Source organism: Pseudolactococcus plantarum (assembly GCF_002441715.1).
GTDB classification, from domain to species: domain Bacteria; phylum Bacillota; class Bacilli; order Lactobacillales; family Streptococcaceae; genus Pseudolactococcus; species Pseudolactococcus plantarum.
On the sequence record NZ_JXJX01000008.1, the window covers coordinates 16,096 to 38,806 of the forward strand.

25 protein-coding genes and 1 tRNA gene are annotated in these 22,711 nt (G+C 38.0%); 11 read left to right on the forward strand and 15 right to left on the reverse strand.

Annotated elements, in window-relative coordinates; genetic code table 11:
* The first annotated feature begins 80 nt into the window (after positions 1–80).
* Together RU87_RS06095 and mmuM are read left to right on the forward strand one after the other, a co-directional pair.
* Complete coding sequence (locus RU87_RS06095; protein ID WP_068163117.1) at positions 81–1,469, forward strand: amino acid permease; 1,389 nt, start codon at positions 81–83, stop codon at positions 1,467–1,469.
* Positions 1,444–2,355 (forward strand): homocysteine S-methyltransferase, encoded by a 912-nt coding sequence (gene mmuM, locus RU87_RS06100; protein WP_068163112.1) that lies wholly within the window; start codon positions 1,444–1,446, stop codon positions 2,353–2,355. Before RU87_RS06095 ends, mmuM begins: the two co-directional genes overlap by 26 nt.
* A 38-nt stretch (positions 2,356–2,393) precedes the next feature.
* Here mmuM and RU87_RS06105 read toward each other — a convergent pair whose 3' ends face one another.
* Positions 2,394–3,218, reverse strand: coding sequence for a LysR family transcriptional regulator (locus RU87_RS06105; protein ID WP_068163107.1), 825 nt, complete (start codon positions 3,216–3,218; stop codon positions 2,394–2,396).
* A 117-nt stretch (positions 3,219–3,335) separates the two neighbouring features.
* Between RU87_RS06105 and RU87_RS06110 the strand changes: the two genes are divergently transcribed.
* The gene (locus RU87_RS06110; RefSeq protein WP_068163104.1) at positions 3,336–4,340 is read left to right on the forward strand and encodes a YeiH family protein; all 1,005 of its coding nucleotides are present in this window, start codon (positions 3,336–3,338) and stop codon (positions 4,338–4,340) included.
* A gap of 149 nt (positions 4,341–4,489) precedes the next feature.
* Here RU87_RS06110 and RU87_RS06115 read toward each other — a convergent pair.
* From RU87_RS06115 to RU87_RS06135, 5 genes are all read right to left on the reverse strand, one after another.
* Positions 4,490–4,575 (reverse strand) — tRNA-Leu (locus tag RU87_RS06115).
* A gap of 74 nt (positions 4,576–4,649) precedes the next feature.
* Positions 4,650–4,904, reverse strand: a complete 255-nt coding sequence (locus RU87_RS06120) for a DUF1912 family protein (protein ID WP_068163100.1) — start codon at positions 4,902–4,904, stop codon at positions 4,650–4,652.
* A gap of 29 nt (positions 4,905–4,933) precedes the next feature.
* Complete coding sequence (locus tag RU87_RS06125) at positions 4,934–5,452, reverse strand: GNAT family N-acetyltransferase (RefSeq protein ID WP_068163099.1); 519 nt, start codon at positions 5,450–5,452, stop codon at positions 4,934–4,936.
* Entirely contained in the window at positions 5,449–6,786 is a 1,338-nt protein-coding gene (gene rlmD / locus RU87_RS06130) for a 23S rRNA (uracil(1939)-C(5))-methyltransferase RlmD (protein ID WP_068163097.1), read from the reverse strand. Before rlmD ends, RU87_RS06125 begins: the two co-directional genes overlap by 4 nt.
* A 130-nt stretch (positions 6,787–6,916) precedes the next feature.
* Positions 6,917–8,812, reverse strand: a complete 1,896-nt coding sequence (locus tag RU87_RS06135; protein ID WP_068163095.1) for a heavy metal translocating P-type ATPase — start codon at positions 8,810–8,812, stop codon at positions 6,917–6,919.
* 78 nt (positions 8,813–8,890) lie between these two features.
* Here RU87_RS06135 and RU87_RS06140 point away from each other — a divergent pair, with 78 nt between their 5' ends.
* Together RU87_RS06140 and recX are read left to right on the forward strand one after the other, a co-directional pair.
* Positions 8,891–9,673: a MerR family DNA-binding transcriptional regulator gene (locus RU87_RS06140; RefSeq protein WP_068163092.1), complete on the forward strand. Its 783-nt coding sequence runs from the start codon at positions 8,891–8,893 to the stop codon at positions 9,671–9,673.
* Positions 9,674–9,743: 70 nt separating this feature from the next.
* On the forward strand, positions 9,744–10,538 hold the full coding sequence (recX, locus tag RU87_RS06145) for a recombination regulator RecX (RefSeq protein ID WP_068163089.1): 795 nt from the start codon (positions 9,744–9,746) through the stop codon (positions 10,536–10,538).
* Here the strand turns inward: recX and RU87_RS06150 are convergent.
* A complete protein-coding gene (locus RU87_RS06150; protein WP_068163086.1) occupies positions 10,535–11,242 on the reverse strand; it encodes a pseudouridine synthase in 708 nt (235 codons plus the stop codon). The two genes, recX and RU87_RS06150, sit on opposite strands and share 4 nt — an antisense overlap.
* Positions 11,243–11,326: 84 nt before the next feature.
* Between RU87_RS06150 and RU87_RS06155 the strand changes: the two genes are divergently transcribed.
* Positions 11,327–11,638 carry a DUF960 domain-containing protein gene (locus tag RU87_RS06155; RefSeq protein ID WP_068163083.1) on the forward strand — a complete coding sequence of 104 codons (312 nt, stop codon included), beginning with the start codon at positions 11,327–11,329 and terminating at the stop codon, positions 11,636–11,638.
* A 102-nt stretch (positions 11,639–11,740) separates the two neighbouring features.
* Here RU87_RS06155 and rpsR read toward each other — a convergent pair whose 3' ends face one another.
* The 4 genes from rpsR to RU87_RS06175 all read right to left on the reverse strand — a co-directional run bounded on the left by rpsR (position 11,741) and on the right by RU87_RS06175 (position 14,014).
* The gene (rpsR, locus tag RU87_RS06160; protein WP_068163081.1) at positions 11,741–11,986 is read right to left on the reverse strand and encodes a 30S ribosomal protein S18; all 246 of its coding nucleotides are present in this window, start codon (positions 11,984–11,986) and stop codon (positions 11,741–11,743) included.
* A 57-nt stretch (positions 11,987–12,043) separates the two neighbouring features.
* Complete coding sequence (locus RU87_RS06165) at positions 12,044–12,550, reverse strand: single-stranded DNA-binding protein (protein ID WP_068163078.1); 507 nt, start codon at positions 12,548–12,550, stop codon at positions 12,044–12,046.
* A 36-nt stretch (positions 12,551–12,586) separates the two neighbouring features.
* Complete coding sequence (gene rpsF, locus RU87_RS06170; RefSeq protein ID WP_068163073.1) at positions 12,587–12,886, reverse strand: 30S ribosomal protein S6; 300 nt, start codon at positions 12,884–12,886, stop codon at positions 12,587–12,589.
* Positions 12,887–13,114: 228 nt separating this feature from the next.
* A complete protein-coding gene (locus RU87_RS06175; RefSeq protein ID WP_068163070.1) occupies positions 13,115–14,014 on the reverse strand; it encodes a LysR family transcriptional regulator in 900 nt (299 codons plus the stop codon).
* A gap of 260 nt (positions 14,015–14,274) precedes the next feature.
* Between RU87_RS06175 and RU87_RS06180 the strand changes: the two genes are divergently transcribed.
* Together RU87_RS06180 and RU87_RS06185 are read left to right on the forward strand one after the other, a co-directional pair.
* On the forward strand, positions 14,275–14,583 hold the full coding sequence (locus RU87_RS06180; protein WP_197456624.1) for a hypothetical protein: 309 nt from the start codon (positions 14,275–14,277) through the stop codon (positions 14,581–14,583).
* A gap of 46 nt (positions 14,584–14,629) precedes the next feature.
* Positions 14,630–15,826, forward strand: coding sequence for an MFS transporter (locus RU87_RS06185; protein ID WP_068163067.1), 1,197 nt, complete (start codon positions 14,630–14,632; stop codon positions 15,824–15,826).
* A 183-nt stretch (positions 15,827–16,009) separates the two neighbouring features.
* Here RU87_RS06185 and RU87_RS06190 read toward each other — a convergent pair whose 3' ends face one another.
* Complete coding sequence (locus RU87_RS06190; RefSeq protein ID WP_068163063.1) at positions 16,010–16,843, reverse strand: undecaprenyl-diphosphate phosphatase; 834 nt, start codon at positions 16,841–16,843, stop codon at positions 16,010–16,012.
* A gap of 193 nt (positions 16,844–17,036) precedes the next feature.
* On the opposite strand from RU87_RS06190, the gene RU87_RS06195 reads away from it, so the two are divergent.
* The gene (locus tag RU87_RS06195; protein WP_068163061.1) at positions 17,037–18,632 is read left to right on the forward strand and encodes an ABC transporter permease subunit; all 1,596 of its coding nucleotides are present in this window, start codon (positions 17,037–17,039) and stop codon (positions 18,630–18,632) included.
* Positions 18,629–19,369, forward strand: a complete 741-nt coding sequence (locus RU87_RS06200; RefSeq protein ID WP_068163058.1) for an amino acid ABC transporter ATP-binding protein — start codon at positions 18,629–18,631, stop codon at positions 19,367–19,369. Before RU87_RS06195 ends, RU87_RS06200 begins: the two co-directional genes overlap by 4 nt.
* Positions 19,370–19,388: 19 nt before the next feature.
* Here the strand turns inward: RU87_RS06200 and RU87_RS06205 are convergent, their stop codons facing one another.
* The 3 genes from RU87_RS06205 to RU87_RS06215 form a co-directional block, all read right to left on the reverse strand.
* On the reverse strand, positions 19,389–20,117 hold the full coding sequence (locus RU87_RS06205) for an epoxyqueuosine reductase QueH (RefSeq protein WP_068163054.1): 729 nt from the start codon (positions 20,115–20,117) through the stop codon (positions 19,389–19,391).
* Positions 20,118–20,181: 64 nt separating this feature from the next.
* Positions 20,182–21,822, reverse strand: coding sequence for a DNA polymerase III subunit gamma/tau (dnaX, locus tag RU87_RS06210; protein ID WP_068163052.1), 1,641 nt, complete (start codon positions 21,820–21,822; stop codon positions 20,182–20,184).
* Positions 21,819–22,319, reverse strand: a complete 501-nt coding sequence (locus tag RU87_RS06215; protein WP_068163050.1) for a GAF domain-containing protein — start codon at positions 22,317–22,319, stop codon at positions 21,819–21,821. Before RU87_RS06215 ends, dnaX begins: the two co-directional genes overlap by 4 nt.
* Before the next feature lie 122 nt (positions 22,320–22,441).
* Here RU87_RS06215 and RU87_RS06220 point away from each other — a divergent pair, with 122 nt between their 5' ends.
* Positions 22,442–22,711: a chorismate mutase gene (locus tag RU87_RS06220; protein WP_068163046.1), complete on the forward strand. Its 270-nt coding sequence runs from the start codon at positions 22,442–22,444 to the stop codon at positions 22,709–22,711.

Genomic DNA, 22,711 nt, shown 5'->3' on the forward strand with positions numbered 1-22,711 from the left:
TTTCTAAGACAAACCCCATACAAGAAGTGGTATACTAAATAAATGTTATAAAGGAATAAATTCACTAACAAAGGAGTCTTATGTCGGATAATCAAAACAATTTCATGAGAAAAATGAGTAGCAAACACTTAGTAACGCTGTCTTTAGGTGGTGTAATCGGGACGGGTATCTTTTTGAGCTCGGGTTACTTAATTCAGCAAGCTGGTGCCATAGGCACGATCATCGCTTATCTAGTCGGTGCCTTACTTGCCACTTTAGTGATGATGTGCTTAGGAGAACTATCTGTTTACCATCCTAATACCGCATCATTACATCTCTATGCCTCGAAATATATCCATCCCAGTATGGGATTTACTGTCGCTTGGCTTTATTGGCTAACATGGACTGTCGCACTAGGCTCACAGTTCATCACTATGGGCGTCTGTTTACAAAAATGGTTCCCACAAACACCAATCTGGCTTTGGTGCGCAATTTTTTCTATTTTAATTTTATTACTCAACGTCTTGGATATTAAAATATTTTCTGTCAGTGAATTTTGGATGTCTCTAGTTAAAATCGTAGCCCTTGGGATCTTTATTATTTTAGGTGCTACTGCGATCACCGGTATTCTACCAGCACATGCAACTAGCGCACCCTTATTTAAAAATTTAGTGTCTAATGGTATTTTTCCTAACGGATTTGGTGCAGTCTTTATCGTATTACTTTCAGCAAACTTTGCCTTTAGTGGGACTGAATTGATTGGTGTTGCTGCTGGAGAAACTAGCCATCCTGAAAAGAATATCCCTAAAGCAATCAAAAGTACCCTATTTTTATTAATCACACTTTTTATCGGAACAATTGTTGTGATTGGCGCACTCATTCCTGGGTCTTCTAAAGTTTTGACAGAAAGTCCATTTGTCAGTATTTTACAAAATATCGGGATTCCCTATGCCAGTGACATTATGAACTTCACCATTTTCATTGCGATTTTATCTGGTGCAAATTCTGGTCTATACGCCGCTAGCCGTATGCTTTGGTCACTCGCAGAAGACGGTACACTACCCAAAGTATTTTCTAGACTATCTAAAAATGGCTTGCCTATATATGGATTGCTATTGACTTTAGCAGGCGGTCTACTCTCTTTATTTTCAAGTATTTATGCTGAAAGTACGGTTTATTTAGCTTTAGTATCCATCTCTGGTTTCGCTGTCGTGGCAGTATGGCTATCTATCGGGATTAGTCAGTTGAGATTTAGGAAAGTTTTTCTAGCTACACATGATATCTCTGAATTATCTTATCGCACACCTGGCTATCCAGTTGTCCCTTGGTTGGTGATTATTTTCTGTATCATCTCAATCGTAGGTATCTATTTTGATCCTAACCAACGTATCGCGCTATACTTTGGTATTCCGTTTACAATCATCTCAGCACTTATCTATCAACTATTTTACAGCAGGAGAACGCATGACATTTCAAAACTGGCTGACTAAACAAGACGTTGTCATCATAGATGGCTCTATGTCTAGACTATTAGAAGCACAACACATTCAAACCAACCATAAATTATGGACGGCACTCGCATTGATTGAGGCACCAGAAGCTGTTTATCAAGTACATAAACGTTATTTTGATGCTGGCGCAAACATAGCAATTACTGATAGCTATCAAGCAACAGTCAAAAGCTTTGCGGGCCTTGGCTACTCTGAGGCAGACGCGATTAATTTGATCAAAAAAAGTGTGCAGTTAGCTCAACAAGCAAGAGAAGACTCAAAAACGCCACAAACCAAGTGGATTGCGGGGTCAATCGGTCCTTATGGTGCTTATCTATCAGATGGATCTGAGTATACTGGTAATTATCAAATAGACGATAAGACAATGTATGCCTTCCATGAAACGAGAATCAAAGCACTCGTAGAGGCCGGTGTTGATTTACTTGCGATCGAGACGATTCCTAGACTAGATGAACTACGTGTTATCTTATCAATCATCGCGCATTTTGATGTCCCTGCTTTAGCGAGTATCTCTTTAAAAGATACGACACATATGGCAAATGGTGATAGCCTTGATACGTTCCAAGATCTAGTTGAAGCAGATCCTAATGTTGTTGCTTATGGTATCAATTGTACAGCACCACAAGCCGTAGCGAAAACGATCGCTATCTTGGCAAAACAGGCTAAAAAACCACTCCTAGCTTATCCTAATTCAGGCGCTATCTTTGATCCTATTTCTAAAACGTGGTCAGAAGACATTAGTACAAAAGACATCTTTTCTATCGAGGCCAAGGACTGGCATGACAAAGGCGCTAAACTAATCGGTGGCTGTTGTTGCGCTACGGATGATGATATCGCTATCTTAGCCGAAACATTTCACAACTAATCTCAGCAGTTACGGTACAACTTTACTCCGTGTTAAGATTATTGATGGCTAGTGCTAGCAGCTGTTTTCTCTAACCATGCGATGACAGGCAGCAGCTCAACTCTAGGCTCTTGAACACGTGTGATGAGATAAAAATAGCGTTGATATTTGCTGGAAAGTTTTTGGTAGGGTAAGTCTTTTGCAGCTCTCTCAGAAATAATCGAGCAGCCATATCCTTTTTTGAGTAGGGCAACAATCATATCATTATTATGAATGGCTAATTGTTCTTGTTTGATATCATACTCTGCGATATAGCGTTGTGTATAATAAGAGACACCTGACGTCTCTTCTCTCACCAACCACGGCCCAATTTCTGGATCACCTACAAGAACAAGCTGATCTTTTACTAATGGGATACGGTGCATCTGTTTCATGGATAAGGGTTTTTCTATAAAACCAAAATCAATCTCATGGCGATTAAGTGCATCAACTACTGATAAAGAATTCATCATTTTAACTGTAATCGCTAGATGTGGAAAAGCTGCTTTAAGTGCTATGATTAAATCAGGTAGTAAATAAATCGCATAAGTATGAGACGTTCCGATGACACATTGTGTCATCGTTTTTTTGTCCTGCTGTAAGGCTAATTTGAGCTCTCGCCACTCATCCAACATATTTACCGACTGTTCATAGAGTAGATCTCCCTCTGGTGTTGTCTCAATCTCTTGGCGACCATTTCTAATAAATAGCATCACGCCTAGATCATCTTCTAATTGTTTGATTTGAGCAGAGACTGTCGACTGCGCGATAAACAGTAACTCCGCTGCTTTAGAAAAATGCTTTGTTTCGTAAACAACTTTAAAGGTTTCCAGATTTTTAAACATGATTTTCTCCCATCTGTTTTTTCGATTAAACCTATTATATCAATTGATTATAGTAATGGGTATTTTTTACTATAATAGAGTTAAGGAAAAAGAGATAAAGAAAAGAGAGGTTATCATATGCATCACATCATAAAAAGACATCAAGCGATATTACCAGGGCTAGGATTGTCGTTAATCGTTGCCATGATTGCTAAAGTTATTGCACTTGCTTTACCTGATTTAGGTGGCGCAACACTGGCTATTTTACTCGGTATCGTTTTAGGTAATACATTTTTTAAACAAGACTATTTAGCTAGTGGAACTAAGTTTTCAGAAAGTAAACTTCTTGAGTGTTCTGTTGTCTTATTAGGCTTTACTGTTACCTTCCAAACAATTAGTCGTTTAGGTATGAATGGTTTGATTTTTATTATCGCGATGATGGCAATCGTCATCATTGCTGTCATCTTTATTGGTAAGCGACTAGGGTTTTCTGAAAACATGGGCATCTTGATGGCGAGCGGTAATGCAGTGTGTGGGTCTTCAGCGATTGGCGCAGTAGCCCCAGCGATAGAAGCTGATGAAGATGAAAAAGGACAAATTATCACACTCGTTAACCTATTAGGGACAGTGATGATGCTCACACTCCCTATTATCGCGACATCACTATTTGGAAAAAGTTTACTGGCACACAGTGCGCTATTAGGTGGGACACTTCAGTCAGTCGGGCAAGTCGTTGCAGGAGCAAGTCTAATTAACCAACAAACCGTTCAATTTGCTATGCTATTTAAAATTACTCGGATCATATTTTTAGTCGTCGTTGTCTTTATTTTCCAAAAGAGACATCAAAAACATCAAAAAATAGCGACAACGACTAAACGTGCCTTTCCCATACCTTGGTATGTACTCGCATTTTTAATCATCTGTGTTGTCAATAGTTTGGTTGCCCTACCTAAACCCTTTAGTGATAGTGCGCATTTTATCAGTACCTGGTTTGAAACAATCGCACTTGCTGCGATCGGCTTACGACTTGATCTAAAAAAATTCATCAAAGAAGGGCCAAAATTCTTAATATATGGCTTATCTGTTGGCAGTGTCCAAACAATCGCGGCTATCGTGTTAATCGTCTTACTTAAAATCAGATAACCCAATACGTCTGGCTTCTGATAGACTGCAAGTCACTCAAGTAAGTACAGTTTATCAACAAAAAAAGAGTGCCACATCAATGTGCTACTCTTTTTAAGTATCTTTAATTTTCACTAACAAAAAAGCTAAGCTTGTTCGCTTAGCTAGTATGCGGAGAAAGGGACTTGAACCCTCACGACCAAAGTAGGTCACAGGATCCTTAATCCTGCGCGTCTGCCAATTCCGCCATCTCCGCGAAACAGTACCTTATTAGTATATCAAAGTACTGATCGTTCGTCAAGGATTTTTAGCAATCTATCACTTTGACTATTAATACTTAATCTGACCTAACAAATCATCTGGGAGGTCATGAAAGCCTTTGCCTGCTTTAAAGTTTTCAAATTTACCTAATAAAAATTGATACGCATCTAAGCGACTTTCGTAACGGATGACCGCGTCTTTTGCGCGTTCGTCTCCATCTTCTGTCACGACCTTTTGACTGGCAGTCATGGCTAATTCATTAATTGACACTTGTGTTTTTACCCAAGCCTCAAACTCTGCTATAAATTTTTGTTCATCCGTCATAAACTTCTACCCTCTTTACTTCATTTTTCTTATCCATTTTTTAGTTGTGAATCATCACGTGTTACTTTTTGAAATGCGATTCTTTCACTTTCATATATCACAATGCCACAAGCTTGAAACCCTAATGTAGTCAAAATATGCTGCATAATTTGATTATCTGGGTGTGTATCCACACGAAAATCCCCGTAATCTGCAAACATATCAAAAACAGCAGTAAAAAATTGTTGTCCTAATGCTTTGCCACGATATTTGTCTGAGATAGCCAGACGATGTACCGTCACATAGGCATCATTTTGCGTTAACCACTGTCCTTGTATCTGTTCATAGGCAGGTTCGACGCCAGTAATCACTGCACCATATCCGACAATTTCCCCATCTTGTTTCAAGACATAGCCGACACCATTTTTGATATCAGCTAAAATATCTGTTGACGCAGGATATGCGCTTGTTTGCCACTGATCAAGGCCTTGCTGTTTCAAAAATGCACGGGCATTTTCAATCACAGCTATAATCTCTGATAATTCGGCTTGTTTTGCTTTTTCAATCATTTTCGTACCAATTTAACCACCGCTTCTGTTCTTGCCGTATGCGGGAACATATCCACTGATTGGATATACTTAACAGCGTAAACTTCAGACAGTCTAACCAAATCACGCGCTAAAGTCGAGACGTTACAAGATACATAGACCATCTTTTCAGGTTTTGCTGCGACAATTGTCTCCAGTAACTTCGCATCTAATCCTGTTCGTGGTGGATCAACAATCAAAGCTGTCGGTTGATATCCATCAGCAAGCCACTTGGGAATGACAGTTTCTGCTGTCCCCACCTCATAGATCCCATCAGGCACATTCACTTTCGCATCTGCTATGGCTTCTGCAATGACATCCATACCGCGAATACTGCGAACTTTTCCTAAGAATGCACGACCAATCGTACCAGTACCAGAATACGCATCAATCAAATCATCCTCTAGAGTTGCACCCATCGCCTTAACAGCTTCTCGATACAAGATTTCTGTTTGTTCAGGATTGAGTTGATAAAACGCACGTGGACTAAGCTCAAAACTATAATCTAACACACCTTCTAAAATGGCTCGATCTCCCCAAAGTATCTCAGTTGTTTCGCCATAAATTTCTGATGTTTTTTTCGAATGAATATTGATTGCGACTGTTTTGATTTCTGGGAATTTTTCAGTCAAACTTTTGATTAAGTGCGTCAATTCAACTGATATTGATGAAATAAAAATCAATTGCACATCACCAGTTTTACGTGACCTGCGCACCATGACTGTACGAATACCATCAAACTGTCGTTCGTTGTAAATCGGGATACGATGCATGGTCAACAGCTCTGTAATCTCATTAATCACAGCCTGTGTCGTTTCATCTTGCACATAACACTGCTTGATTTCAACTAACCTGTGAGAGTTTTCTGCAAATAAGCCTGCTCTCACTTTCTCGCCCAATAGTCTTGTTTGAAACTGTAGTTTAGCACGATAGTGTTCTGGTTTTTTCATCCCTATCGTTTGACGGACTTCATAGCTTTCATACCCATCTGGTTTAAATTTTTGTAGTGCTTGTTTAAGCAAATCTTGCTTAAATTTTAGCTGTTGTGGATAAGCCAAATGCATAATTTGACAACCGCCACACTGTTTATAGATATCACAGACCGGTATCACACGATGTGGGGATTTTTTATTTATTTTAAGGACTTTTGCTGTTGCATAATTAGGTTCAACGTTAATAATTTCAGCATAAACCGATTCTCCCTTAAGGGCTCCGGGGACAAAAACTGTCATGCCTTTAAAATTACCAACACCTTCCCCATTAATGCCTATTTTTTTTATATTTAATGGAATTTTCTGCTTAATTTTGAGAGTCATGTACCTATTTTACCATTTTTTAGACAGTTTGACCTCACAACCACACAATAGGCAGGCGCTTATATTCCTATTTTTTACTTTAAAGCGTACGTGTCAGATATCCCTTTCAAAACAGCAGTTATCCCCACACTTAAATACTATTAGGTGAAGCCATCAGTAGTCTTAATGAGTTTAACAATACAATAACCGTACTTCCTTCATGTGCCATCACACCAGCTACCACTGATAACCGACCAGATAGACTAAGGGCAATCAGTAATAGGACAATCAGCAGTGAAAACCCAACATTTTGCACCACGACCCATTTCAAGCGTTTTGACGCTTGATGCGCTTTAACAATGTTAGTTAGGTTATTTTTCATCACCACAACATCTGCCGTTTCGATCGCAACATCTGTCCCATCGCCCATCGCAATCCCGATATCAGCTTTTGCAAGTCCAGGTGCATCATTGACACCATCACCAACCATGCCGACCATACCATATTTGGCTTTATTCTCCATGACAATGGCTGCTTTCTGATCTGGTAATACATCGGCTACCACTGTATCAATCCCAATCATTTGGCCTACTGCATCACCGGTTAATTTAGCATCTCCAGTTAACATAATTGAGTGAATATTTTCTTTTCGCAAGTAATCCATCACTAAAACAGACGCTTCCTGTGGGACATCCTGTACAGCGATTAAGCCAATAACTGTTTTATCCACAGCAATAAACATGACTGTTTTTCCTTGTTTTTCATAACTTTCCTGTGTGATGAGCCAGTTTGAGCCTACACGCTCAAAAACACTTGGTTTTGCGATTTGAATCAGCTTATCATCGTATACAGTTTGCAACCCTTGACCTATCAGCTGCGTGGCTGAGACAGCTATCCCAGTATCTGCTTGAGCAAATTTAGTTATGATAGCACTAGCAAGTGGATGATTACTTTGTTTTTCCATAGCTACAATAATAGGTAAAACATCGTCATACTGAGGATCAATGCGATAGGCAACCACTTCTGGTTGTCCTTTGGTTAAGGTACCGGTTTTATCAAAGGCTACCGCTTTTAGATTAGCAAAGTTTGACAAAAATGCCCCACCTTTAAAGAGTACGCCCTGACGTGCTAGATGAGACATACTTGCCAGTGTTGCAGGAATAGCAGAAACTGCTATCGCACAAGGTGATGCAGAAACGAGAAAAACTAAACTTCTTGATAGGGTTTCTGACCACGTCCAACCAAATATAATTGGCGACCCTACTAATAGCAGCAAAAAGATAGCAAGGACGATATTCACATAAATAGGTTCATATTTTTTGATACCTGCAGCAGCTGGTGATAAATTATCTTGCGCGGTAGCGACCATGTTGAGTATCTTAGCAAAAACACTCTCGTCACTACGTTTGGTGACTGACATGGTAAAGGTGCTATTGCCATTTATCGTCGCTGCGAAAACTCTATCCCCTACAGACTTTTCTTGGGGGATACTCTCGCCATTAATCGTTGCTTCATTAATGCTTGCAAGACCAGCTGTAATCACACCATCTGCTGGTACTTGATCACCGTTTTGTACTTGTACAAGATCATTAATCTCTAAGCGATCAACAGCCACGATGTCAACCTTACCGTCTGCGGTGATTCTGCGTGCTTGTGTTGGATTCATTTTTAACAGATTGGTAATTTCTCGATTACTTTTACCTTCAACATACCCTTCTAAAAAATGTGCACCAGAAAAAATAAAAATTAACAAAGCTGCTTCTTTTGTCTCTCCTTGAATCACTGCGCCTACTGCTGCTAAAGTCATCAACAGATGCGTATTCGTCATCAATTTCCGCTTGGTTTTTGATGTTTGGATCGTATCAACAATCCCTTCTATCATCACATGATAACCTGATAGCACCAAGGCAATCACGTCGATCATTTGAGAGGCTATATGAGGTACAGGTAACCCTAACCCAATAACAAACAGAGCAGTTCCTAACAAATAATGAAATTGATGTGTCAATACAAAGTGTTTTGTGTCATGATGATGTAACTGTGTCATGATTTACTCCTTTATTATATGCATGTTTTATGATATAGTACTATCATAAACTATACTGTAAAGGGAAGGTCAAGTCATATGAAAAAAAATAATGCGTTAACGATTGGACAACTCAGTAAATTATCCAACACACACATCAAAGCCATCAGATACTATGAAAAGATTGGGATTTTCCCACCGAGTTATATCGATCCTAGCAATAGCTATCGCTATTATTCAAACTCTCATATCATTTATTTACAACTGATCAAATTATGTATTACTTATGGTATTTCTTTAAAATCATTTAACCAGTATTGGGCTGATGCCGATAAAATTGATTTAGATGCAATCATTGATAAAGCAAAGGCACATATTTTAGAAAAGAAAAAGCAATTATTAGCAGATGAGCATTTCCTTGAGGGACTGACTTCTGAGCTTGAATTTTCACAAAATTTACATACAAAAATCAACTCAGAGACACTTGCAAACCCAACACACGAAGATTTTTTACTGCTACCTTTTGAAGGTGATATTTTTTCTTACCACTATTATGAAGCATTCTACAAAGCACTTGATATCATTGATGCGCATCAAACCACCTATTTTAATAAAGTGGGTTGTTTTTACGTGCAACAAGATGGGCGATTAAAACAATTTCTCGCCTTAAAAATACAAGCACACACGCCAAACACTGGCTGTCTAGAAATTTTACATATTAGTCATCAACCTGAGCTGATCAAACATATTCAGCCAGAACAAGTGGCCAATGAGCTAAACAAACTAGCTCACCAAGACTATCAGTGTCTTATCTTAGAAACGTATGAATCTCCTTATAACGTACGCAAGCCTCACTTAGCATTACGCCTACTTTTGACCTAAACTGGTCATATCGCGATCATAAACGCCTCAAAAAATAAGCAAAATTAGCTATTTTTACGTATAATAAAGTATGCCTAAAATCATAACCCTTGAAAAAAAGAAACGACTTTATAAAGTCGTTTTCGATAATGACCAAACCATTTATGTTACAGAAGATACGATTGTCCACTTTCTTTTATCAAAAGAGACGCATATTGAGGCGTCAGAGGTGGATAAAATCATTGCATTTTCTGATTTTTCTAGAGGAAAAAATCTAGCCCTCTACTATATTTCTTTTAAGCAACGTACAAAAAAAGAGGTCATAACCTACCTCATGGATCATGATATAACAAGTAGCCAAACATTTAAAATCATTGATAACTTAACAAACTCGGGGTTCATAGACGATACTGCCTATGCCACCTCTTTTATTCAGGAAAAGGTATTAGGAAAAACTTTCGGTCCCTATCAGATCGAACGTAAATTAATGGATAAAGGCATTGATAAAGCAATCATCCAAGACAAATTAGCTGAAAGTTATGATGTAGATACACAACTGGACACTGCTACATACTTAGCGGAAAAATTAGTCATGACAAAATATAGTCGACTCCCGCTCAAAGCACTAAAACTAAAAGTCACAACTCACTTAACTCAAAAAGGGTTCTCATATGATATTAGTAAACTCGCACTAACAAATCTTGAGCTAGAGTCTGACCCAGAAAATGAGCAAGAGCTACTTCAAAAAGAACTCGAAAAACTACTCAAAAAATACAGTCGAAAATATGATGGGTACGATCTTAAACAGCGTGTCACTAACGGACTTGCGCGAAAAGGATTTGATTTTGACATCATCAACCGTGAATTAAGAGAAATCGATTTTTAGTTAAAATAGATGGCTAACTGCTGAATCTCAGACCGCGTTAACCTCCGATATTCACCAGGGGCTAACGTCTCATCTAACTGGATAGGACCGATTTCTTTTCTGACCAACTGCGTCACCAAGACCCCGATGCTTAAAAACATCTTGCGAATTTGTCGATTTTTCCCTTCACTAATGGTCACGATAGCAGAATGTGGCGAGGTTAATATGAGTTGAGCTGGTGCTAGTTGCACATCGCCATCTATGACTAGACCAGATGCAAATTTATCCACAGCATCTGTAGATAAAGCCTCTTTAGTCTCAACTGCATACACTTTTTTGACATGCGCATCAGGCTTCAGTAAATTACGGCCTAATTTACCATTGTCAGTAATGAGTATCAGACCTTGTGAGAGAAAATCCAACCTACCAATCAGATACAACCCTTCACGATCAATATCCTGCGATAACGCATCAAATACCACTGGTAGCTGTTTATCTTGGTTAGCTGAGAGAGTTCGGATTGCTTTATTTAGCATCAAATACCGATGAGCTGGAAAAACGAGAAGCTGATCGTCTAATGCTACATCATTTAAGTTACTATCTACTTGATAATTCACCATAGTGACTACTTTACCATCGACTGTCACACAACCTTGTTTAACTATCTTTTTGACTTTGGAGCGCGCAACCTGCCCATATCTTATCAACACATCATCAATTCGCATTTTAAGTTCCTATTTCTTGTTTTTTTTTGACAATTAAAATATAATTTACTTATATCTGATTTCCAAAGAAAGCGAGGTGACCCTATGGCTTTTACAAATACACAATCACGCTATGCTAGTTTTGGTACCATCCAAACAATTCCGGGTGAAGTTATTGATTGTTTCTGGTATATGATCGATAACAATCTAAAAGGTGTTTTTGTTTTAGAATCTACGATTAATTTTGAATTACTCAATAACCATGGTGCACTTTCCGTGCGTTTTTCACAAGATGATGATCCTTACACCTCTGTTGTCATCGATTTCAACTATAAGTTTGATACGAGTTGGCCAAAACTATTTCATGCGGTCGATAATATGGGGCGCGAAACAATCATGACACCGATGGAGCTATAATCGGTCTCGTTCAAGACTAACAGCATCTGTTAGTCTTTTTTGATGTTCAAAATTTTTACTGATAAAAAAACAAATCCCGTAAGATTTGCTTTCATAGGTTTTTTATTCAGCTTCGTTTGCTACGAAAGGTAGTAAAGCCATGATACGTGCACGTTTGATTGCTGTTACAACTTTACGTTGGTTTTTAGCAGATGTACCAGTCACACGACGTGGTAAAATTTTACCACGTTCAGAGATGAAACGTTTCAAGAGTTCAGTATCTTTGTAGTCAACAGTTTCGATTTTATTTGCAGCGATAAAGTCAACTTTTTTGCGGCGTTTGAAGCCACCACGACGTTGTAATGCCATGTTTTTCTCCTTTATATTATTCCAGACAATTTCTAATTCAAAACTGTCTAACTGTGATTAAAATGGTAGATCATCATCACTCAGATTCATCGGTGTGCCACCAGAAAATGGATCACTATCGCGTCCAAAATCAGGAGTTTGTGATGAAGCTTGCGTTTGTGATGCTTGATTACCACCGAAGTTTGAAGTATTTGCTTGTGATGTTGGTGTATAGCCACCACCACTTTGGCCATTGTCTCGTGCCGCTCTACTTTCAAGCATTTGGAAATTATCTGCTACGACCTCAGTCACGTAAACACGTTGACCTTGGGCGTTTTCATAATTTCTCGTTTGGATACGTCCAGTAACACCTAATAGTGCACCTTTTTTAGCCCAATTCGCTAGATTTTCTGCAGCCTGACGCCAAATGACGATATTAATGAAGTCCGCTTCACGCTCACCATTTGCATTTTTAAACGTTCGATTTACCGCAAGGGTAAAAGTCGCTACTGCTTGGTTAGCTGGTGTGTAACGTAATTCAACGTCTTTGGTCAAACGACCTACTAAAACAACATTATTAATCATGTTTAGTCCTTCCTGATACCTAAAGCGAACTTATAATTAAGCTTCAACCTTAGTGATCATGTGACGTAAGATGTCATCGTTAATTTTCGATAAACGGTCAAATTCACTTGTTGCAGCTGAATCAGTATCAGCTTCAAGTGTAATAATACGATACAAACCTTCACGGAAATCGTTGATTTCATACGCAAGACGACGTTTTTCCCAATCTTTTGATTCAAAAATAGTTGCCCCATTTTCTGTTAAGATTGTGTCAAAACGCTCAACAAGCGCTGTTTTTGCATCTTCGTCGATGTTTGGACGAATAATGTAAAGAATTTCGTACTTTGTAGTAGCCATTGATGTATCTCCTCCTTTTGGTCTAATGACTCGAACTGTTTTCGAGTAAGTGAGGGTTTCTCACAAGTATTCATTATATCATAAACTTGACGACTTTGCTAGTTAATTTTTTATTTTCCTCAATTTTATGATCATTATTTTTTTTTTAAATGATCTGCTATTTCTATCCTATAGAATAACTTTGTTAGTCCCGGTTAGCGCTGGACTAACTGGGATTCAAAAAAACACTTATAACAATTCATCTTCTTTAGACAATCTATCTAGCATAGAGATTAAGCGCTGTAATTTATCATCTAATATCGCATTTTTTAGATAGGCATACTGCACATAAAATAGGACTTTATCTTCGGCTACTAAGGGAATTTTGACTAATCCTTCCATATCTTCAAATGGCAGAAAATCCGTCATTAGCGTGATCCCAACATTTGATTTGACGAGTTGGCCAATGGTATGAACATCAGCAAAATGAAGTAAGACATTTGCTTTCTTATTATATCGATTATTGAGTGTTTCAAATGCAGTAGTGTGCGCCAAGCCTCTTTCTAATAAAATAAAGGGATATGCTAGCGTCTCTGCAAATGATACTTCGGTTTTCTCAGATAACGGGTTATCTTTTGAGACAAAAATATAAAACTCACGTTTGTACAATAATTTTAACGTTAAATTAGGGTGGGATAATGGTGCCATACTCCCCATTAGGCTAAAATCTAGTTGACCAGATAATAGATGATTTAACAAATCTTTTGATCTTGCTGAAACTAAATTAAAGTGCGAGATGAGATTAGCTGTATCTGCTTCACTTAACAATTTTGAAAATATCCTTGCCCTGATTAATGGTGGGAAACCGATATGTATTTTCTTTTGCTTAGCGTGTTCAATCGCTCTCTCAGTAATCATAAATTCATCTAAGATATTGGTGATATGAGACTTTAATATCTCACCTTCTCTTGTAAATATAACAAATCTATGAGAAGGGTCTTTCTGAACTAAATCACAGGCATAATATTTTTCTAGTCGTTTGATTGCATAACTTATCGTAGGCTGACTGACATTAAATTGCGTCGCCACTTGTGTAAAAGACAACACTTTTCCTAATGCATCAAAATATTCAAAATCTCGTAAATTCATAACACGCTATCTCCTCTACATCAGTTTATCATAATATCCTTAATTTGTTATAAATAAATTTTATCACAACTATCGGAGTTGACTATAAGAATTGCAAAGGTATAAACTATTACCTGTAACAACGTTTAAGCAGATTAGGTAATCGGAGGATATAGATAGATGCAACGCTATAATGTTTTAAATAAAGGCTCAACACCTTAACGATTATAGTCAGTAAACGAACAAATATTAAGGAACTAATTATAGAAAGAGTGGAAAAAATGACAATTTGGACAAATGCAATCGTTGATAGAGTAGAAGCGGCTTACAGTGTACGTTTTGATAAAGAAGAAGCTTTAATTTTCTTAAACGATGCTTATCAAAACTTATTAATGCTTGAACTCAAAATGCAAAATGAAGATAACGAAAAGCTCAATAGCTTTATCGACTACTTTGTAGCAGTAAGAGATTCATTTATTACTGAATTAGTAGATCGCTACCCTTCAAATTATACAGATATCAAAACTAAAATTGATACGCTACGTAAATTGAATGAACAAGTTTTAAGCGTCCCACAAGAAGTTGCTTAAGCTATTCAACACATCACCCATATTTTAAAAAGGAGTTTATAGACTATTGGACAAGGAAAACGAGAAACTATTTAATGCTGGTTTCATTTCAATCACGATCATCAACTTTATTGTATATCTAGTTTATTATTTATTGATGGTTATCATCGCTGTTATTGCACAAAAACAACTTCACACCACTTTAGGACAAGCGGGATTAGCTTCCGGCATTTATATTATTGGTACTTTACTCGCCCGCTTATTTATTGGTAAGAAGTTGGAAGTTATTGGTAGAAAAGCAGTATTAAGATTTGGTGCTTTATTTTATTTAATCACAACTATTGCTTATCTTTATATACCAGTTATCCCTATGCTATATCTTGTTCGTCTCTTGAACGGTTTTGCTTATGGATCAATCTCAACTGCTACAAATGCTATCGTAACAGCCTATATCCCTAAATCTCGTTACGGAGAAGGGATTAACTATTACGGTCTTAGTACTAGTTTGGCTGCAGCAATCGGACCATTTATCGGTATGTTGCTCCTCAACTATACAAATTTCAAATTCATCGTATTCTTCTCTATCGCACTCGTATTGTTAACAACAATTGCTTGTTTTGTATTCCCAGTTAAAAACATTCTGTTAACAGAAGAAACTAAACAAGCTATCAATAAATGGACTTTTGATAGCTTCATCGAAAAGAAAGTTATCTTTATCGCTTTCTTAGCATTCTTGATGGGTCTTTCATATTCAAGTGTTCTTGCTTTCTTATCTTCATATGTTAAAATCATTCATTTAGTTGAAATAAGCTCATTGTTCTTTGTGGTTTACGCATTGATCATCACAGCGACACGTCCACTCTCAGGTAAAATTTTCGACTCACTCGGCGAAAAATTTGTTATGTATCCTAGTTACATCTTCTTAACATTAGGCTTAATCTTATTAAGCTTTACAACTAGCGGTTGGGAATTATTAGTATCTGGTGGTTTAATCGGTCTTGGATATGGAACATTTATGTCAAATGGACAAGCCGTATCGTTAAAACAAATTACGTCAAGCCATAGAATCGGTGTTGCTTTATCAACATACTTCATCGGGTTAGACCTTGGTTTAGGTGTTGGTCCTTTCATACTAGGGGAATTAAGAAGTTTCTTCTCATTCCAACAAGTATACTTAATTGCGGCAATCTTACCAATCGTTTGTCTCGTACTTTATAAAGTATCACTTCACAAAAATACAGCAAAACAACAACCCTTAACTTAATCAAACGTTAAGGGCTACATCAAAAAGCCAGATAAGCAAAACTGCTATCTGGCTTTTTAGTCGACTTAAACACGGTGTATGACTTTCACAAATCAGCAAATAAAAAAAGGCCAACTCATCAGAATTAACCTTTTTATTTTATCGTATCCCTAACAGATACCTCACTTAACGGACGTTTGTTTATCAACCAAAGACTGCTGCAATGCCTGCATAAATCAGTATAATCACACCAAGGACAATCCGATATTTACCAAAGAAGGTAAAATCATGTTTCTTGATATAATCCATCAAGAATTTGATGACCACGATAGAAACTAGAAAAGCTGTAATACAGGCTACCATTAAGATAGAGAATTGGTAGAAACTAAATCCTGATCCGTCACGTATAAACATAACGATTTTAAGGAAACTTGCACCAAACATGACTGGAATACCGAGAAAGAACGTAAATTCTGCAGCTACAAAACGCGAAGCGCCAAGGATAATGGCACCCAATATCGTGACACCAGAACGTGATGTCCCAGGGATTAATGACAATACTTGAATCAGACCGATATAAAAGGCAAACTTGTAGGGCATATAATCTAGATTAACTAACTTATCTGGACGTGTCTTTGCCCATTTCTCTACATATATAAAGGCTACGCCATAAATAATCAACATAAAGGCTACTGGGACAAATTTATGAAAATGCGCATCTAGCCATTTATCTAAAGGTAAGCCAACGATAATAGCAGGAACACAAGCAATGACCACTTTCAACCATAGTTGCCAAGTTAATTGAACTTCCCGTGCCGTTTTTGCTTTATCAAACGGGTTCAGTTTTTTGAAGTAAATCACGACAACGGCTAGAATCGCACCAAGTTGAATCACGACATTGAACATATTCATAAATTCAGTCGGCTGTTTTAATTTAATAAACTCATCGGCTAGAATCAAATGCCCTGTTGAACTAATGGGTAGCCATTCGGTAATCCCTTCGACAATACCCAAAATAATTGCTTTTATAAATTCCATAGTATCCACTTTCCTATTTCAATTTTTATAAACCACTGTACTCATTATAACAAATGGTGGACAGATTGTGTCAACAAGTTCTATCATTATTATTAGGGTCTGTTAGATAGAAATTACAAGGCGGTAGTTATTGAAAATTCAGTCTATTTTTAGTATAATAGTGAAGATAATCTATACACTTAGAAAGAGAATTATGAAAAAAATATTTTCGCTACTGTTTGCGACACTTCTCGTCCTCAGTCTAGCACCAACGACTATTGCAAAAGGAGCTAGCAAAGACAATGAGTTCCGTGTTGGTATGGAAGCAGGCTATCCACCTTTCAACTGGACACAAAAAACAAATGCTGACGGCGCTGTCAAAATAGATGGTACCAATCAATACGCTAATGGCTATGATGTGCAAATTTCTAAAAAAATTGCAGATAAGCTAGATAAAAAGTTAGTTATCGTCAAAACAAAGTGGGATGGCTTATTGCCTGCGCTTACCTCTGGGAAAATTGATGCCATCATTGCTGGTATGAGTCCGACTGCAGAACGTAAACAAGCGATTGATTTTTCACAAAATTACTATACTAGTCAACTTGTCGTCATGGTCAAAAAAGATAGCAAATATGCAAACGCAACTTCTATCAAAGACTTTTCAGGCGCTAAAATCACTGGACAACAAGGTGTGTTCCACTATGATTTAATCCCTCAAATGACTGGCGCAAAACAAGAGCCAGCTATGGGCGATTTCTCAGCAATGCGTGTAGCACTTGAATCTGGTACGATTGACGGGTATGTTGGTGAACGTCCTGAAGGGATCACAGCTATGGCTAAGAACCCTAAATTCAAGATGATTACTTTCTCTGACGGTAACGGCTTCAAAACTAATCCTGATGATACACAAACAGCTGTTGGTCTTAGAAAAGGCGATAAAAATCTTTCTGAAATCAATGGTATTTTATCAGAAATCAGTCAAGCTGAACAAACAAAACTGATGGACAATATGGTTGCCCTACAAACACAAACGTCTAAAAAAGTTGGGTTTTGGGGACAAGTATCAGATATTATCAAAAATAACGGTAGCGATTTCGTACAAGCTGCTGGCATGACTTTATTCATCTCAATTATTGGGACAATCATCGGGACATTTATCGGTCTCATGATCGGTGTCTTTAGAACATCTAAGAAATCTGCAAATGTTGTCTTATCAGTACTCCATACAATTGTGGGGTGGTTGATTAATATCTATGTTGAGGTATTTCGTGGGACGCCAATGATCGTACAAGCCATGGTCATCTACTACGGTTCAGCACAGTTTTTAGATCTCTCTTTAGATAAAACCATGGCAGCGTTATTGATCGTCTCGATCAACACTGGTGCTTATATGAGTGAGATTGTTCGTGGTGGTATCTTTGCTGTTGATAAAGGACAATTCGAAGCTGCTAGCGCTTTAGGTATGAGCCATGGTCAAACAATGCGTAAAATTGTATTGCCGCAAGTTATCCGTAACATCCTGCCTGCAACCGGAAATGAATTTGTCATCAACATCAAAGATACGTCTGTCTTAAACGTTATCTCAATCACAGAACTCTTCTTCCAAGGTAATACAGTTGCGCAACAAAATTATCAATACTTCCAAACCTTTACGATCATTGCCGCAATTTACTTTATCTTAACGTTTACGATTACACGTATCCTTAGATTAGTTGAAAAAAGATTAGATTCCGAGAATTACACGACAGGTAACACGCAAGCGCAATTACCTTTAGAAGAAAAATTTGTGGAAATAGGGGCTGAAAAATGAGCAACGTTATTCTTGAGATTAAAAATCTTAAAAAATCTTTCGGTCAGAATGAAGTCCTTAAAGACATTCACATGACCGTTGCCGCTGGTGAAGTCATTTCAATTATTGGTAGCTCAGGTAGTGGTAAATCAACACTACTACGCTCTATCAATTTGTTGGAGACACCAACATCTGGAGAAATCCTTTATAAAGGCGAAAATGTGCTTACCAAAGGGTATGACCTTAATACGTATCGCACACACCTAGGGATGGTGTTTCAATCCTTCAATTTATTCAATAACTTAAACGTCTTAGAAAATATCATCGTCGCACAAACAACCGTTTTAAAACGGAGTCGTGCTACTGCGATACAAACTGCACTTGATAACCTAAAAGCTGTTGGGATGGATCGTTTTGTTAATGCCAAACCAAGCCAATTATCTGGTGGGCAAAAACAACGTGTTGCGATTGCTAGAGCTTTATCGATGAATCCTGATGTCTTGTTATTTGATGAGCCAACAAGTGCACTTGACCCTGAGATGGTTGGCGAAGTGCTTAAAACGATGAAAGAATTAGCTGATAGCGGACTTACGATGGTCATCGTGACGCATGAGATGGATTTTGCCAGAGAAGTTTCAGATCGTGTCATCTTTATGGACCAAGGTGTCGTTGCTGAAAGTGGCACGCCTGATCAAATCTTTGTTCATCCTAAAGAAGAAAGAACTAAAACATTCTTAACACGTTTCCTAAAAAATTAGCTCAAAAAAAAAGACTATCCTAGCGATGGTCTTTTTTTGATAGATAAGCCTTGGCTGCTTGAGTCACTTCTTTTAAATCAACGCCTTGTTGTTTGGCAGCAAATACACAGCCACAATAACATTGACGATAGATATCATACTCCCCACACATCTCCACTGAGCGCTTATAGCCATTATTTTTTTTAAAGTCACTCGGTAAATAATGAACAGCATAAATCTTTTGCATATCTAAGCCTACTTCATTAATCACTTGACTATTTTTATGAGGTGAAACCGTTAAAGCACTACCAAAATAATCAAAATCGAGTGCCTTAGCTTTTTGAGCCACGATATCTAACCGCATTTGAAAACAGGCTGTGCAGCGTTTGCCTCCCTCAAATTCAGCAGCTAATCCTCTTTTGACCACCATCTGATTAAATTTCTCTGGCTCGTACTCCCCAGCTATAAAGCCAACGTTTGCACCTGTTCGCTTATTAAACTCATCAACAAATGCTTGTTGGACATGTTTACGCCGGTCATATTCACTTGCCGGGTGTATATTAGAATTAGCAAATAGAATCGTCACATCTGCATAGTGACATAGATACTCTAAACTATAAGTACTACAAGGGGCACAACAACTGTGTAATAAGATCGTTGGTCTTTGCGCTTGTGTCTGCCACTCTGCCATAACTTGCTGTAGTACTTTATCATAATTGACTTTTTGATCTGGCTTAAGCCTCTCTAAAATATCTTTTGCGTCTTTCACTATTATTCCTTCTACATTAGTCATAAGGCTAGCCACCAGTCACTAGTAGATATGATGAGCTAACCTAATCCTCAATGACCTCCACCACATCACCAAACAGGGCTTGTGCTTCATCAACAACCTGATGTGACGTTGCTACAGCTGTTACATCAGGTGACGTCACAGCTACTGCATCACTTTCTGAAGACTGTTTTTGATGTAAACTCGCATATTCTGAGCGAATCGCTAGCCAGTCCTCAGTCGTCAAGGCGATGATTTCAGGCGCAAACCCAACAATATTTGACATGAAATTACCAAATTGTACTTTTAGCTCTTCATTTTGAACGGCTTTTTGCGCAATAAACTCACTTTCAAACGTCACGACAACAAAGTCTTTTGAAGCTGCAACAGCAGAGGTACTTTGCAACATCGACTTACCAAATCCGCTTTCAAATGAGTTAATCACTTCTTCCCAAGCATTTTGTATGGTTTGTCTAGCTTCATTTGTCGCCTGCGACAATGCTTTAAAAACAAATTCCTTACTAAAATAAGCTGTCGTTGATTTAGACTGCGTTGGACGTTGGACAGGTTTTGGAGTCGCAACTGTTGCTGCCTGAAAGTCTCCAGTCTCCAACTTCTCGGTTAGTTTGGCAACTTTATCTTGCAATTCAGCTATGACTTGACCGTAATCTACTGATGCTGAAGCTTCACAGCATCGCATGGTCATCACATCAGCCGCAATTTTTTCTTGTGTCGTTTGTTTTAGTGTTTGTAAGGTATCAGTCGCAATGTCAATCCAGTTAAAAATCTGTCCTTTACTGGTTGGCAATGAGGCCGCATCAGCTAAAAGCATATCACGAAAATGCCGCATTAAATCCTCAGTAAAACGGATCATATTTTTGCCGTCATTAAAAATTAAATCGAGTTGTGCCAACGCCTCGCGCACATCACCTTGTGCTATCGCACTGACATAAGACGATAAAGCCTGTTTTGAAATAGCACCTGTCACTAATAACGCATCATCAGTGCTCAACCCTGCTTCACTAAAACTCAAGGCTTGATCTAGCGTTGACAGGGCATCTCGCATACCACCATCTGCAGCTGTTGCGATCAAATCAAGTGCTTCAGGTTCAAACTCTACCTGCTCTTTCGTCAAAATTTCTGCTAAATGATGACTAATATCAGTCACCGAAATCGCCCTAAAGGCAAAACGTTGCACACGAGAGAGGATGGTTGCTGGAATTTTTTGGATCTCTGTCGTTGCTAATACGAAAACAACATTTTCTGTCGGTTCCTCAAGTGTCTTTAACAAGGCATTAAATGCGCCAGTCGTCAGCATATGTACTTCATCTATAATATAGACTTTGTACTGCGCTCTAGATGGTGCATAGGTTGACTTATCTCGAATATCACGAATTTCATCGACACCATTATTAGATGCTGCATCGAGTTCGATCACATCTTCCAAGGAACCATTTGTCACACTTAGACAAATATCACAGGTATTACAAGGCTCACCATCTTGTTGATTGGGACAATTAATCGCCTTAGCAAAAATCTTGGCTGCAGAGGTTTTACCCGTTCCTCTCGGTCCTGAAAAGAGATAGGCATGTGAAATTTGATGTGTAGAAATCGCATTTTTTAAAGTTTTAGAGACGACTTCTTGACCAACCATATCATCAAAACGTTGACTTCTATACTTGCGATATAAGGCTTGATAGCTCATTTTTCATCCTTTGCTTCAATCGAAAATTGGTTGAAATACCAATTCGTTTTATCTATTAACACCTGACATGACTGTTCAAGAAAGGCACGGTCAATCTCATCATATCCATTGACTTTACTAGCATCTAAATCTAGTACACCTATCAACTTACCAGCTTTAACTAAAGGGATAACAATCTCAGAACGTGCTGCTGCATCACAAGCGATATAATTTTGGTGTTTTGATACATCATCGACAATAATCGTTTTCTTTTGACTGGCTGATTCACCACACACACCCTTACCTAACGCAATATTCACACAAGAAACGCCACCTTGAAAAGGACCCAAGACGAGTTTTTCACCATCAAATAAATAAAATCCTACAAATACTTGGTCTACTAGAACTTGTGATAATAGCGCACTGGTATTGGCAAGATTGGATAAAGCATTACCTGACTCACCAAGCAACGCATCAAGTTGTAAAAGGGCTAGTTCATATTTTTCTTGTCTTGACATCTGTTTCACCTGACTTTTTTGATATAATAGTTGATATAGATAACACACAACTATTAACTTTGGGGACACTTATCCATTAAAAGTTACTTGTCTATTATTATATCAAATTTTTGGAGATAAAAATGAATCTGGATGACATTCGTAATGACATTGATATGGTGGACAGCCAACTCATCGCACTTTTAGAACAACGCATGGACTTGGTCTCACAAGTCGCCACCTATAAAAAAATGACAGGTGTACGTGTACTTGATAACTCAAGAGAAATCGCTATTTTAGACAAAGTTGCCAATCGTGTCAAGGAACCTTTGTTTACAGAAACTATCGTGAATACGTTTAGAGATATTCTCAAAAACTCACGCGCTTATCAAGAACAAACTTTAAAAGACTAG